General features: G+C 61.4%; 9 protein-coding genes. 7 read left to right on the forward strand and 2 right to left on the reverse strand.

The window, feature by feature from the left end:
* Positions 1–8: 8 nt before the first annotated feature.
* Positions 9–1,505 (reverse strand): polyphosphate:AMP phosphotransferase, encoded by a 1,497-nt coding sequence (gene pap, locus V476_RS03935; protein WP_024961119.1) that lies wholly within the window; start codon positions 1,503–1,505, stop codon positions 9–11.
* Positions 1,506–1,653: 148 nt separating this feature from the next.
* On the opposite strand from pap, the gene mnmC reads away from it, so the two are divergent.
* The 4 genes from mnmC (at position 1,654) to V476_RS03955 (ending at position 8,066) form a co-directional block, all read left to right on the forward strand.
* Entirely contained in the window at positions 1,654–3,678 is a 2,025-nt protein-coding gene (gene mnmC / locus V476_RS03940; RefSeq protein WP_024961120.1) for a bifunctional tRNA (5-methylaminomethyl-2-thiouridine)(34)-methyltransferase MnmC2/FAD-dependent 5-carboxymethylaminomethyl-2-thiouridine(34) oxidoreductase MnmC1, read from the forward strand.
* Positions 3,679–3,848: 170 nt separating this feature from the next.
* A complete protein-coding gene (locus tag V476_RS03945) occupies positions 3,849–4,517 on the forward strand; it encodes an ABC transporter ATP-binding protein (RefSeq protein ID WP_024683928.1) in 669 nt (222 codons plus the stop codon).
* On the forward strand, positions 4,517–6,997 hold the full coding sequence (locus V476_RS03950; protein WP_024961121.1) for an ABC transporter permease: 2,481 nt from the start codon (positions 4,517–4,519) through the stop codon (positions 6,995–6,997). Before V476_RS03945 ends, V476_RS03950 begins: the two co-directional genes overlap by 1 nt.
* Positions 6,987–8,066: a lipocalin-like domain-containing protein gene (locus V476_RS03955; RefSeq protein ID WP_024961122.1), complete on the forward strand. Its 1,080-nt coding sequence runs from the start codon at positions 6,987–6,989 to the stop codon at positions 8,064–8,066. Before V476_RS03950 ends, V476_RS03955 begins: the two co-directional genes overlap by 11 nt.
* 70 nt (positions 8,067–8,136) lie before the next feature.
* On the opposite strand, the gene V476_RS03960 is transcribed toward V476_RS03955, so the two are convergent.
* A complete protein-coding gene (locus V476_RS03960; protein WP_024961123.1) occupies positions 8,137–8,667 on the reverse strand; it encodes a DUF4760 domain-containing protein in 531 nt (176 codons plus the stop codon).
* Positions 8,668–9,088: 421 nt separating this feature from the next.
* On the opposite strand from V476_RS03960, the gene V476_RS03965 reads away from it, so the two are divergent.
* The 3 genes from V476_RS03965 to V476_RS03975 all read left to right on the forward strand — a co-directional run bounded on the left by V476_RS03965 (position 9,089) and on the right by V476_RS03975 (position 13,889).
* Positions 9,089–10,861, forward strand: coding sequence for an N-acetylglutaminylglutamine amidotransferase (locus V476_RS03965; RefSeq protein WP_003402540.1), 1,773 nt, complete (start codon positions 9,089–9,091; stop codon positions 10,859–10,861).
* Between the two features lie 3 nt (positions 10,862–10,864).
* Complete coding sequence (gene ngg, locus V476_RS03970) at positions 10,865–12,613, forward strand: N-acetylglutaminylglutamine synthetase (protein ID WP_003418255.1); 1,749 nt, start codon at positions 10,865–10,867, stop codon at positions 12,611–12,613.
* Positions 12,614–12,692: 79 nt separating this feature from the next.
* Positions 12,693–13,889 (forward strand): osmoprotectant NAGGN system M42 family peptidase, encoded by a 1,197-nt coding sequence (locus V476_RS03975; RefSeq protein ID WP_003314534.1) that lies wholly within the window; start codon positions 12,693–12,695, stop codon positions 13,887–13,889.
* Positions 13,890–13,912: the final 23 nt, after the last annotated feature.

The raw sequence follows: 13,912 nt of genomic DNA on the forward strand, positions 1-13,912 counted from the left end.
TCAGATCATCAGTTCTTCTTGTCCTTGGCGAACGCCGCTTCCAGCGCTTCGTTGAGGGTGCGTAATACCTTGACCCTGGCCCAGCGCTTGTCGTTGGCCTCGATCAATGTCCACGGCGCGATTTCGGTGCTGGTGCGATCCACCATGTCGCCGACTGCCTGGCGGTAGTCAGGCCATTTCTTGCGGTTGCGCCAGTCGTCCTCGGTGATCTTGTAGCGCTTGAACGGGATCTTTTCGCGCTCCTTGAAACGCTCCAGTTGGGTCTGCTGATCGATGGCCAGCCAGAACTTGACCACCACAACGCCTGCGTCGGTGAGCTGCTCTTCGAAGTCATTGATTTCCGAATACGCGCGCTTCCAGTCCGACTCGCTGCAAAAACCCTCGACCCGCTCAACCAGCACGCGGCCGTACCACGAGCGATCGAAGATGGTGAATTTGCCGCGCGCCGGTATCTGCCGCCAGAAACGCCACAGATACGGTTGCGCGCGCTCGTCCTGGGTGGGCGCGGCGATCGGCACGATGGCGTATTGACGCGGGTCCAGTGCCGCCGCCACACGTCGGATCGCACCGCCCTTGCCTGCCGCATCGTTGCCTTCAAACACTGCCAGCAGCGCGTGGCTTTTCATGCGCTTGTCGCGCATGTTGCCGGACAGCCGCGCCTGCTCGGTAATCAACTGTTGCTGATAATCGTCCTTGCTCAGGTTCAGGCTCAGGTCGAGGCTGTCGAGCAGGGTCAGCTCGTTACTGTGAATCGCCAGCGGCCCGACCGTCAGCGCAGCGGTCTCGGGCTCGGCCTTGTTCAGCGCGGCCTGCATGCCTTCCAGCAACAGCCGGCCGACGGTCAGGCTGCGGTAGTTGGCGTCCACACCCTCGATCACATGCCAGGGGGCGTATTCACGACTGGTGCGACGCAGGACCCGTTCGCCGAAGCGCACGAACTTGTCGTAGGTCTTGGACTGCTGCCAGTCCAGCGGGCTGATGCGCCAGCTGTGCAACGGATCATCCTTGAGGGTCTTGAGGCGCAGCTTCATCTGTTTTTTGGACAGGTGAAACCAGAACTTGAAGATCAGCGCGCCTTCATCGCAGAGCATCTTTTCCAGACGTTCGGCGCCGCTGATGGCCTGATCGAGCACGGCGTCCTTGAAGCGCCCGTGAACCCTGTCCTGGAGCATCTGGCTGTACCAGTTGCCAAAGAAAATACCCATGCGGCCCTTGGCCGGCAATTGCCGCCAGTAGCGCCAGACGGGCGGATGAGCGAGTTCTTCGTCGGTCTGCTGATCGAAGGTGCGCACCTCGATCAGGCGCGGGTCCATCCACTCACTGAGCAGTTTGACGGTCTCGCCCTTGCCCGCGCCTTCTATGCCGTTGATCAGCACGATGATCTGGCGACCAGCCTGCTCGTGCAGGTCTATCTGCGCTTCGAGCAACGCTTCGCGCAGTTGCGGCAACGCTGCCTCGTAAGTCTCATCGTCAATGACATGACCGATTTCAGCGGATTCAAACATGCACAGCTCCTGATTGATGTGGGCTCAGAGAACGCCTGATGGAGATTGTGACCATTGATTGCAGGCATCGGTCAATCCGCACATCCTTGATAGCACTTTTCTCTGCGCAGACGGCTAAAATGCCGCCACTGCCTTCGCTGAGCCCGACATGACCATTACCCGCCACGCCCAGATCGACTGGGACGAACACGGCAACCCGCGTTCCCGCGATTTTTCCGACGTGTACTTTTCCACCGAGTCCGGTCTGGACGAAACGCGCCATGTGTTTCTGGTGCAGAACGACCTGCGCCGGCGCTTCACCGAATTGCCGGATGAAGGCCGGTTGATCATTGGTGAAACCGGCTTCGGCACCGGGCTGAATTTCCTTTGTGCCTGGCAGTTGTTCGACGAGTGCGCGCCCGCCAATGCGCGCCTGCAGTTCGTCAGCGTCGAGAAATACCCGTTGAGCCATGCCGACCTGCAGCGTGCCCTGGCGTTGTGGCCCGAGCTGTCGCCGTTTGCGGGTCAATTGCTCGATCAGTATGTGGCTGTGCATGAAGGCTTTCAGCGTCTGGTGTTCGCGGGCGGCCGCGTGACGCTTACGCTACTTATCGGCGATGCGCTGCAGATGCTGCCGCAACTGGACGGGCAGGTGGACGCCTGGTTTCTCGACGGTTTTGCGCCAGCGAAAAACCCGGAAATGTGGACCCCCGAGCTGTTTGCCGAACTGGCGCGCCTGTCCACATCGAGCACCACGATAGGCACCTTCACCAGCACCGGCTGGGTGCGCCGCTCGCTGAATGCGGCAGGGTTCAAGATGAAGCGCGTACCGGGCATCGGCCACAAATGGGAAGTCCTGCGTGGCGCTTTTATCGCTTGGCCAGAGGACGTAGCGCTCCCCGCTGCTGCCAAGCCTTGGTTCGCCCGCCCCGCGCCGATTGGCGGCGAGCGTAAAGCGCTTGTGATTGGCGCGGGGCTGGCCGGCTGCGCCACGGCACAGAGTCTGGCGCAACGCGGTTGGCAGGTCAGCCTGCTGGAGCGCCACGCCGCACCGGCACAGGAAGCATCCGGCAACCCGCAGGGCGTGCTGTACCTGAAACTGTCGGCGCACGGTACGGCGCTGTCACAGTTGATCCTCAGCGGTTTCGGTCATACACGAAGGCTGCTTGAGCGCTTGCAGCGCGGGGTCGACTGGGACGCTTGCGGGGTGCTGCAACTGACCTTCGACGACAAGGAAGCGCTGCGCCAGAAACAACTGGCCGATGCCTTCCCCGAATCACTCCTGCACCTGCTGGAGCAGCCCGCGGCAGAAGCGCAGAGCGGCGTTGCGCTGAACAGTGGCGGGCTTTTTTACCCCGAAGGCGGCTGGGTTCATCCGCCTGCGTTGTGTCACGCACAGGCTGCGCACGCCAATATCAGCCTGATCACTCATCAGCAGGCACTGGAGCTGAGACGTGTCGATGATCAGTGGCAGGTCTGGAGTCACGAACGGTTGATCGACAGCGCTCCGGTCGTGGTGCTGGCCGGTGCAGCTGATATTCAGCAGTTTTCACAGAGCGCCGACTTGCCGCTCAAACGCATCCGCGGGCAGATCACCCGTTTGCCGCAGACTCAAGCCAGCACGGCATTGCGCAGCGTGGTGTGCGCCGAGGGTTATGTGGCTCCGGCGCGCCTGGGCGAACATACGCTGGGCGCCAGTTTCGATTTCAACAGCACTGATCTGACGCCGAACCTGGCCGATCATCTGGACAATCTGGGGCTGTTGCGGGAAATTTCGGAAGACCTCACTTCACGCCTTGAGGCCGCCGCTTTGTCGCCCGAACAATTGCAGGGGCGCGCTGCGTTTCGCTGTACCAGCCCGGATTATCTGCCCATCGTCGGTCCGCTGGCCGACCGCAAGGCGTTCATGCAGGCCTATGCCGCACTGGGCAAGGATGCACGTCAGGTGCCGGACAGCGCCTGCCCGTGGCTGGACGGCCTGTACGTCAACAGCGGCCACGGTTCGCGCGGGCTGATCACCGCGCCGCTGTGTGGCGAACTGATCGCCGCCTGGCTCGACAACGAACCACTGCCTTTGCCACGTAGCGTGGCCGAGGCCTGTCACCCCAACCGGTTCGCGCTGCGCGGGCTGATTCGCGGCGGCGGGAAGTCGCCTGAAAAGCAGGACCAACGTGGGGCATCGCACGCTAGTTGAGATGATCGTTCCCTACGCTCCAGCGTGGGAATACAGCTCTCGACGCTCTGCGTCGCAAAGAAGACGCAAAGCGTCCTGAACGGCATGACGACGCAGAGCGTCGCACGATATTTCCTACGAGCACGCTCAGGCGCTACTCTTGAGCGTCTGTCAGAACGATTGGGTTGCTCATGCTGCAAGTGCGAAACGTATTCAAGCGCTACACCACGGCACAGGGACCGCTGGATGTCTTGCGTGGTGTCGATCTGCATCTGGCACAGGGCGAAAGCCTGGCGTTGATGGGTGAGTCCGGCAGTGGCAAGAGCACCTTGCTGCATCTGGTGGCGGGCCTGGATCAGGTCGACGATGGCAGCATCGAGGTCGCAGGCCAGCGTCTGGACCTGATGAACGAAAGCCAGTTGGCCAACTGGCGGCGTACCGAGATCGGTCTGGTGTTTCAGCAGTTCAACCTGATCGGCAGCCTGAAAATAGCCGACAACCTGGCGTTTCAGGCACGGCTGGCCGGGCGCGTTGATGCAGCCTGGCAGACGCATTTGATCGAGCGACTGGGCCTGGCCGCGCTGCTGGATCGCTATCCCGAACAACTCTCCGGCGGACAGCAGCAACGTGTAGCGATAGGCCGCGCCCTCGCCTCGCGACCCGGCCTGCTGCTGGCTGACGAACCCACCGGCAATCTCGACGAAGCCACCAGCGACGAGGTGCTGCAACTGCTGCTGGATATCCTCGCCGACAGCCCCACCAGTCTGCTGATGGTCACCCACAGCCCGCGCGTCGCGCAGCGGCTGTCGCGCAAAGTAGTGCTGCATCTGGGGCGTCTGGCTGACGAAGGCAAACGCTGATGCGGGTTTTCTATTGGACGCTGCGCGCCCTGCTGAGCCATTGGCGCCGTCATCCGGTGCAGTTTTTCAGTGTGCTGACCGGCTTGTGGCTGGCCACCGCGCTGTTGACCGGTGTGCAGGCGCTCAATAGCCAGGCGCGGGAAAGCTACCAGCGTGCCAGCCAGTTGATTGGCGGCGAGCCGCAGACCCGTATCACCGCCAGCAGCGGCGGGCTGTTCCCGCAAGCATTGTTTATCGAGCTGCGCCGCGAAGGCTGGCCCGTGTCGCCCATGCTGCAAGGCCGTATTGTGCTTAAAGGGCGTGAAGACCGTCGCCTGCAACTGATGGGTATCGAGCCGGTGACCTTGCCGCCCGGCTCGGCACTGGCCGGACAGACGTTGAACGCCGAACAGGTCGTGGACTTTCTCACGCCGCCGGGCATGACCTGGATTGCGCCGCAAACCCTGCAAGCACTTGGGCTTGAGGAAGGCCAGCAGCCGCTGACCGAAACCGGCGTCGCGCTGCCCCCCTTGCACGCCAAACCCGACATGGCGCCTGGCGTTTTGCTGACGGACATAGGCTTTGCGCAACCGTTGTTGGGCCAGCCAGGGCAGTTGTCCGCACTGTTGCTGGCCAAGGATTTTGCCCGGCAAAACCCTGCGCTGCCGGCAGCCCTGAATGACCTGCTGGTGATCAAGAAAAGCGGCGAAGAAAACAATCTGGAGCGTCTCACCGAAAGCTTCCATCTGAACCTGAACGCACTCGGAGTGCTGTCCTTCATCGTCGGCCTGTTCATTGTCCACGCCGCCATTGGCCTGGCCCTTGAACAGCGCCGTGGCCTGCTGCGCAACCTGCGTGCCTGTGGCGTCAGCGCACGTCTGTTGATCGCTGCGCTGGGCGTAGAACTTGGGGCACTGGCGCTGTTGGGCGGTATTTTTGGCGTGGTCAGCGGCTATCTGCTGGCCAGCCTGTTATTGCCGGATGTCGCGGCCAGCCTGCGCGGCTTGTACGGCGCGGAGGTCGCCGGCCAGTTGAACCTCAGTCTGTGGTGGTGGCTGAGCGGTATCGGCCTGAGTCTGCTTGGCGCGTTGCTGGCCGGTGCCAATAGCCTGTTGCGGGCTGCGCGCCTGCCGTTGCTGGCACTGGCCGATGCCCAGGCATGGCAGCAAGCCCATGCGCGGTGGTTGCAGCGCCAGGCTTGGGTGGCGGTGCTGGGCGCGGTGGTTGCCGTGAGCGCGCTGTTGTTCGGCACCAGTCTGATGCTGGGGTTTGTGATGATGTCCGCCCTGCTGCTCAGCGCCGCGCTGGCCCTGCCGGTTTTGCTGGACGCCATGCTTGGCGGCCTGTTGAAGCGCAGCCGCTCGGTGCTCGGGCAATGGTTTCTGGCGGATTGCCGTCAACAGTTGCCCGCCCTGAGCCTGGCGCTGATGGCCCTGTTGCTGGCGATGGCCGCAAACATCGGCGCAGGCAGCATGACCTCGGGCTTTCGCCAGACATTCAATAGTTGGCTGGAGCAACGCCTGACCGCTGAACTGTATGTCAGCCCGCAGAACCCCGAGCTGGCCGGGCCGCTGAACACCTGGCTGAGCCAGCAACAGGATGTCAGCGCCGTGCTGCCCAACTGGCAGGTGCCGGTGCAAGTCCAGGGTTGGCCTGCCGACCTGTTTGGTGTGATCGATCACGGCACCTATCGCCAGCACTGGGCATTGCTGGAATCCGTCGCTGGTGATCCGTGGAATGTTTTGCGCGATGAAGACACGGTGATGCTCAGCGAACAATTGGCACGCCGCCTGCAACTGGGGCTGGAAGATACGCTGAGCATCCCGGTGCCCACTGGCAAGTGGACCCCGCGCATCGTCGGGATCTATGCCGACTATGGCAACCCCAAGGGACATCTGCTGGTCAATGCCCGGCACCTGCTCGCCCACTGGCCGCAATCGATGCCGGTGCGTTTCAACCTCAGGGTCGATCAGGCGGCAACCCCGTCGCTGGTCACCCGGCTGCAAGCGCGTTTCAAGCTGGACGACAATCACATCATCGATCAGAGCCAGCTCAAGGGTTGGTCGAGCCAGGTCTTTGAACGTACGTTTGCCGCCACTGCCGCTCTCAACAGCCTGACACTGGGCGTTGCTGGCGTGGCGCTGTTCATCAGCCTGCTGACTCAAAGCCAGAGCCGCCTCGGGCAGCTCGCCCCGTTATGGGCGCTGGGCGTCACGCGACGGCAACTGATGCTGCTCAACCTGGGACAGACCTGGCTGCTGGCGGTCCTGACACTGGTGCTCGCGCTGCCACTCGGGCTGCTGCTGGCCTGGTGCCTGGATGCGGTGATCAACGTTCGCGCCTTTGGCTGGCGCCTGCCGCTGCAGGTGTTCCCGCTGCAACTGCTGCAATTGATGGCGCTGGCGATGCTGGCGACTTTGCTGGCCTCGGCCTGGCCGCTGCTGAAGCTGTACCGCAGCCGTCCAGCGGATCTACTCAGGACATTCGCCAATGAACAGTAAATGGCTGATGCCGCTGGTCCTCGTCGGGCTGCTCGCTGCCTGCGACGACAAACCACAACCTGAAAGCGGATTCGCCGGACTGGGCAATACCGCCGACAGTTACGCGCAGGTGACGCCGGGCAAGGTCTTTTCATTCCCGCAAGACCACGGCCAGCATCCCGGCTTTCGTATCGAGTGGTGGTACATCACCGCCACCCTCAAGGATGACGCGGGCCAGCAGTTCGGCGTGCAGTGGACGTTGTTTCGCAATGCCCTGCGCCCCGGCCAACAGACTGGCAGCGGCTGGAATGACGGCACGATCTGGCTGGGCCATGCGGCGGCAACCTCGAGCAGCGGCCACTATGTAGCAGAGCGTTACGCACGCGGCGGTATCGGTCAGGCCGACGTGACCCTGGCCCCCTTCTCGGCATGGATCGATGACTGGGCCTTTACCAGCAGTGTTCACAGCGGTGATCCACTGACTGCCATGCAGCTAAAGGCCAGCGGCAAGGACTTTCGCTACGACCTGAACCTGACATCCAGTAAACCGCTGGTGCTGCAGGGCGAACAGGGCTACAGCCAGAAATCGGAGGCGGGCCAGGCGTCTTACTACTACAGCCAGCCCTTCTTCGACGCCAAAGGCAGCGTGGTCATTGAGGGCAAAACACATCAGGTCACCGGTAAAGCGTGGCTGGACCGGGAATGGAGCAGCCAGCCACTGACCGCCAACCAGAGCGGCTGGGACTGGTTTTCGCTGCAACTGGCAGATGGCGATCGCCTGATGCTCTATCGCATCCGCCACAAGAACGGTGCCCCCTACCTGACCGGTAACTGGATCAGCGCCGACGGCACCACCCGGATGCTGCACGCCAACGAGATCAGCCTTGAGCCATTGAAAGAAACCTCGATCGGCGAGCATAAAGTGCCCACCCGCTGGAGAGTCAGGGTCCCCGACCGAAACCTGGACATCACCACCAACGCGCTGAACCCGGCCGCCTGGATGGGCGTGAGTATTCCCTACTGGGAGGGGCCGGTGAAGTTCAGCGGGAGCCAGGAAGGCGTGGGGTATCTGGAGATGACCGGGTATTGAGCGGATCCTGCTGGCGGTTGCACTTTCAATTCGAAACACCTGTTGGCGCTGCGAGAGCCAACGACGCGCGTCAGGCTGACTTTTTGAAATAGGGCCATGTGCTCAGATTTTTCAGAGGACGCTCATCCCAGGACAAGGCCATTTTTTCAAAATGTCTGTAAAACGTGTCCTTCTGCTCCTTGTAACGCACCGCGTCTATAAAGGGCTTAGCTTTCTTGTACAGGCTCACGACATTCGAATGGTTGGACTGCCGCAGCATTTCCTCGTGGTAGATCCCTTGAACAATACCGACGGCCACTCGCTCCCAATGGTTAAGCACGTACTTGACCGCTTCCTTTTCCTTGCGATCAGCCTCGGTGCAAGACAACAGCAAATCCTTCATCGGCGACTGGGCATCATGCATGGCGGCAATGCGCGCGTTACCCAGCTGTAGCTGCTCATCCAGCCGGCACCCAAATAACAGGTCTGCGGTCTGTTTCTTCTTTGCAGTCGCCAACACCATGTACATCGAAACGATCGCAGTGAGCACTCCGCAGAACAGAAGAACATTGCGAAGCGCTTCTTTTGCCAGCAGTTCGGCCAGAGCCAGACACATATCCATATGATTTTTCTCATAAAAAATGGAGGCCGATCGGGGCCTCCATTTGAAATTCCTGAACGGGTTTAAAAGCCTTCGTACTCTTCGCAAACCGGTGCAATGTGCTTGTTCATACCGATACCCCTTTATGTATGCCGAGTGAGTTGGCGTGCTTTCATAGGCCCCAAACTAGCGTGCTGCAAACATCACCGTCAATGAGCCGAATCCGCTTTACATGTCAGAAAAATCCGTCTTAAAGCGGGTGCGGTAAGCACGACAGCAAACCGAACCCAGTAAGCGCATCAATTCCAGAAGCACGTTACTAACCAGCTGAAAACAAACGCTTATAACTTTTTGATCTAAAACTACCATGCCCTCACTGGGTCAGTTTCTGGGTGACTGCACTTTCTCAGTCACCTCCCCAACGGAAACCCGGTAAGGACTTATGTGCGGATTAGCAGGTGAATTACGTTTCGACCATCAACCAGCGGACCTAGCCGCTGTTGAACGCATTACCCATGAGCTGGCGCCTCGCGGCCCGGATGCGTGGGGGTTTCATAGCCAGGGGCCTGTTGCCCTTGGTCATCGTCGCCTGAAAATCATGGACCTGTCGGACGGCTCGGCGCAGCCGATGATCGACAGCAATCTGGGCCTGTCCTTGGCCTTCAACGGCGCGATCTACAACTTCCCTGAATTGCGTGCCGAGTTGGAAAGCCTTGGCTATCAGTTCCATTCCGGCGGTGACACCGAAGTGTTGCTCAAGGGCTATCACGCATGGGGCGCAGACATGCTGCCCAAGCTCAACGGCATGTTCGCCTTTGCCATCTGGGAACGTGACAGCAAGCAGCTGTTCATCGCCCGTGACCGCCTCGGCGTCAAGCCGTTGTACCTGTCGAAAACCGACAAGCGCCTGCGCTTCGCATCCTCGCTGCCTGCCCTGCTCAAAGGTGGTGACATTAGCGGGATGCTTGATCCGGTGGCGCTCAACCATTACCTCAACTTCCATGCGGTGGTGCCTGCGCCGCGCACTTTGCTGGCCGGCGTCGAAAAACTTCCGCCAGCCAGCTGGATGCGTATCGACGCCAGCGGCAAGGTCGAACAGAAAGTCTGGTGGACGCTGCCCTACGGCCCGCACGAAGACGAGAAAAACCTCACCCTCGAAGACTGGCGCGACCGCGTACTGGACAGTACGCGTGAAGCGGTAGCGATCCGTCAGCGTGCTGCAGTGGACGTCGGTGTGCTGCTGTCCGGCGGCGTCGACTCGAGCATGCTGGTAGGTCTGCTGCGTGAAGTGGGTGTCGAGGACCTGTCGACCTTCTCCATCGGCTTCCAGGATGCCGGCGGCGAGCGTGGCGACGAATTTCAGTATTCCGACCTGATCGCCAAGCATTACGGCACGCGCCATCACCAGTTGCGTATTCAGGAACGCGAGATCATCGAGCAGTTGCCTGCGGCGTTCCGCGCCATGAGCGAGCCGATGGTCAGCCACGACTGCATCGCCTTCTACCTGCTGTCGCGTGAAGTGTCGAAACACTGCAAGGTGGTACAGAGCGGCCAAGGCGCCGATGAGCTGTTCGCCGGTTACCACTGGTACCCGCAAGTCGACGGCGCAAGCGATCCGGTTGCAGCCTACCGCGATGCATTTGTAGACCGCAGCTACGCAGAATACGCCGAGACTGTGCAGCCGAAGTGGCGCACTGCCAATGACGCCGCCGGTGATTTCGTTCGCGATCACTTTGCCCAGCCAGGCGCCAGCGCTGCCGTCGACAAGGCCTTGCGTCTGGACAGCACCGTGATGCTGGTCGATGACCCGGTCAAGCGTGTCGACAACATGACCATGGCCTGGGGCCTGGAAGCGCGCACACCGTTCCTTGACTATCGTCTGGTCGAACTGTCGGCTCGCATTCCGGGTAAATTCAAGCTGCCCGACGGTGGCAAACAGGTGCTGAAAGAAGCTGCGCGCATGGTCATTCCTTCGGAAGTGATCGATCGCAAAAAAGGCTACTTCCCGGTGCCTGGCCTCAAACACTTGCAGGGCGACACGCTTAACTGGGTGCGCGAGTTGCTGACCGACTCCAGTCAGGACCGCGGCCTGTTCAACCCTGCGATGGTCGACAAGCTGCTGACCAACCCCGAGGGCCAGCTCACGCCATTGCGCGGCTCCAAGCTGTGGCAACTGGCAGCGCTGAACCTTTGGCTCAGCGAACAGGGACTGTGATCGATGAAACAGAACGCGACGACTTATAGCCAGCGCCTGTTGCGCGGCCAGTCGCCCTCGTACGAACGTCTGCAAGCACGACTCGCTGAAGACGGCAGCCAGATAGATGCAGACCCTCTGGCGCTGCACTGTGGCTGGGGACGTTTGCTGATCGGTCACACCTACCCTGATCCGGCCGCGCTGGCTCAGGACCTGCTCAACGAAAAACCCGGCGAGCGCGACATCGCGCTGTATGTGGCAGCGCCGCAACAGGTGTTGGCGCAATCGCCGCAGCAGTTGTTTCTCGACCCGTCGGACACGCTGCGTCTGTGGTTCAGCGATTACCGCCCGGCGCAGCGTGTGTTTCGCGGCTACCGTATCCGCCGTGCGCACAACGAGAACGACTGGCAGGCCATCAACAACCTGTATCTGGCGCGCGGCATGTTGCCCATCGACCCCGAGTTGCTGACCCCGCGCCACGAAGGTGGCCCGGTGTATTGGGTGGCCGAGGACGAAGGCAGCAAGACGATCATCGGCAGCGTCATGGGCCTCAATCATCAGAAGGCCTTCAATGACCCGGAGAAAGGCAGCAGCCTCTGGTGCCTGGCGGTTGATCCGCAATGCACGCGGCCGGGTGTCGGCGAAGTGCTGGTTCGGCATCTGATCGAGCACTTCATGAGTCGCGGCCTCAGCTACCTCGACCTGTCGGTGCTGCATGACAACGATCAGGCCAAGGCGCTGTACGCCAAATTGAATTTCCGTAACCTGCCGACGTTCGCCATCAAGCGTAAGAACGGTATCAACGAGTCGTTGTTTCTCGGCCCTGGCCCGCAGGCGGACTTCAATCCGTATGCGCGGATCATTGTCGAGGAAGCCCATCGGCGCGGCATTGACGTGCAGGTGGATGATGCGGATGCCGGGCTGTTCACCCTCAGCTACGGCGGTCGTCGTATACGCTGCCGCGAATCGTTGAGCGATCTGACCAGCGCGGTGAGCATGACCCTGTGTCAGGACAAGAGCCTGACCCATCGTGCCCTGAAGGCTGCCGGCCTGCGCCTGCCCGCTCAGCAAAGGGCGGGCAGCGCAGACGACAATCTGGCGTTTCTCGAAGCGCACGGACAAATCGTGGTCAAGCCGCTGGACGGTGAACAAGGCCAGGGCGTAGCGGTTGATCTGCGCACCATTGACGATGTACAGAGTGCTATCGAGCAGGCCCGCCAGTTCGACACTCGCGTGATTCTGGAAAGCTTTCATGAAGGCCTGGACTTGCGCATCGTGGTGATCGGCTTTCAGGTCGTGGCTGCGGCGATACGCCGTCCGGCTGAAATCATCGGTGACGGCCGCCACACCATCAAACAGTTGATCGAAGCCCAAAGCCGACGCCGCGCCGCAGCAACGGATGGCGAAAGCCGTATTCCGATGGATCAGGAAACCGAGCGTACAGTGCGCGAGGCCGGTTTCGACTATGCCGATATTCTGCCGATGGATCAGCGCCTGGCCGTGCGCCGTGCTGCCAACCTGCACACCGGCGGCTGCCTGGAAGATGTAACGGCCATTCTGCACCCGGTGCTCAGCGACGCAGCGGTGCGTGCCGCGCGGGCGCTGGACATCCCGGTCGTCGGCCTGGACCTGATGGTGCCGGCCGCCGATCAGCCTGAATACGTGTTCATCGAAGCCAATGAACGCGTAGGGCTTGCCAATCACGAACCGCAACCCACCGCCGAACGTTTCGTCGATCTGTTGTTTCCGCACAGCCTGCCTGTGCATATCTGATCGCAGCTGCGGGCACGGCTGCAAGAGGCGCATCAGCCTTTGCAGCCCGTGGCTTGCAACTGTTCCATAAGGAGCATCCATGACCCCTGCAAATATCCCCGATCCGGATCTGAAATACCTGCAGAAAGTTCTGTTGGAAATGCTCGCGATCCCAAGCCCCACCGGCTTCACAGACACCATTGTGCGTTACGTGGCCGAGCGACTGGAAGAGCTCGGGATCCCGTTCGAACTGACCCGCCGCGGGACGATTCGCGCCACGCTGAAGGGCAAGCAGAACAGCCCTGACCGGGCCGTATCGGCGCACCTGGACACCATTGGTGCCAGTGTTCGGGAAGTCAAAGACAACGGCCGCCTGGCGCTGGCTGCGGTCGGCTGCTGGTCGAGCCGCTTTGCCGAAGGCAGCCGGGTCAGCGTGTTCACCGACACCGGCGTGATCCGTGGCAGCGTTCTGCCGCTGATGGCTTCCGGTCACGCGTTCAACACCGCCGTGGACGAAATGCCGATCAGTTGGGACCACGTCGAGCTGCGCCTGGACGCCTATTGCACCACGCGCGCCGACTGCGAATCACTGGGCATCGGCATCGGTGACTTCGTGGCCTTCGACCCGCTGCCGGAGTTCACCGAGAGCGGACATATCAGTGCCCGTCACCTGGATGACAAGGCCGGTGTGGCAGCACTGCTCGCCGCCCTGAAGTCCATTGTCGAAAGCGGTGCCGAGCCGTTGATCGACTGCCACCCGCTGTTCACCATCACCGAAGAAACCGGGACGGGCGCAGCGGGTGTACTGCCTTGGGACGTGAGCGAGTTCGTCGGCATCGACATTGCACCGGTTGCGCCGGGTCAACATTCCAGCGAACACGCCGTCAGCGTGGCGATGCAGGACTCGGGCGGTCCTTACGACTACCACCTGTCCCGCCATCTGCTGCGGCTGGGCGTGGACAACGAGTTGCCGGTGCGCCGTGACCTGTTCCGCTATTACTACAGTGATGCGCACTCGGCCGTGACCTCGGGGCATGACATCCGCACCGCCCTGCTGGCCTTCGGCTGTGACGCGACGCATGGCTACGAGCGCACGCATATCGACAGTCTGGCAGCGCTGAGCAAGTTGCTGGGTGCCTACATCCTCAGCCCGCCGGTATTCGCCAGCGATGCCAAACCAGCGCAGAGCTCGCTGGAGCGCTTCAGCCATCAGATTGAGCACGATGCGCAGATGGAATCCGATACCCGCGTGCCACCCGTTGACAGCCTTATCGGGCAGAATCGCGAAGAGAGTTGAGGCCCTGTGAATTGCGGTGCACG

Origin of the sequence: Pseudomonas syringae KCTC 12500 (genome assembly GCF_000507185.2) — a bacterium.
Classification (GTDB): domain Bacteria; phylum Pseudomonadota; class Gammaproteobacteria; order Pseudomonadales; family Pseudomonadaceae; genus Aquipseudomonas; species Aquipseudomonas syringae.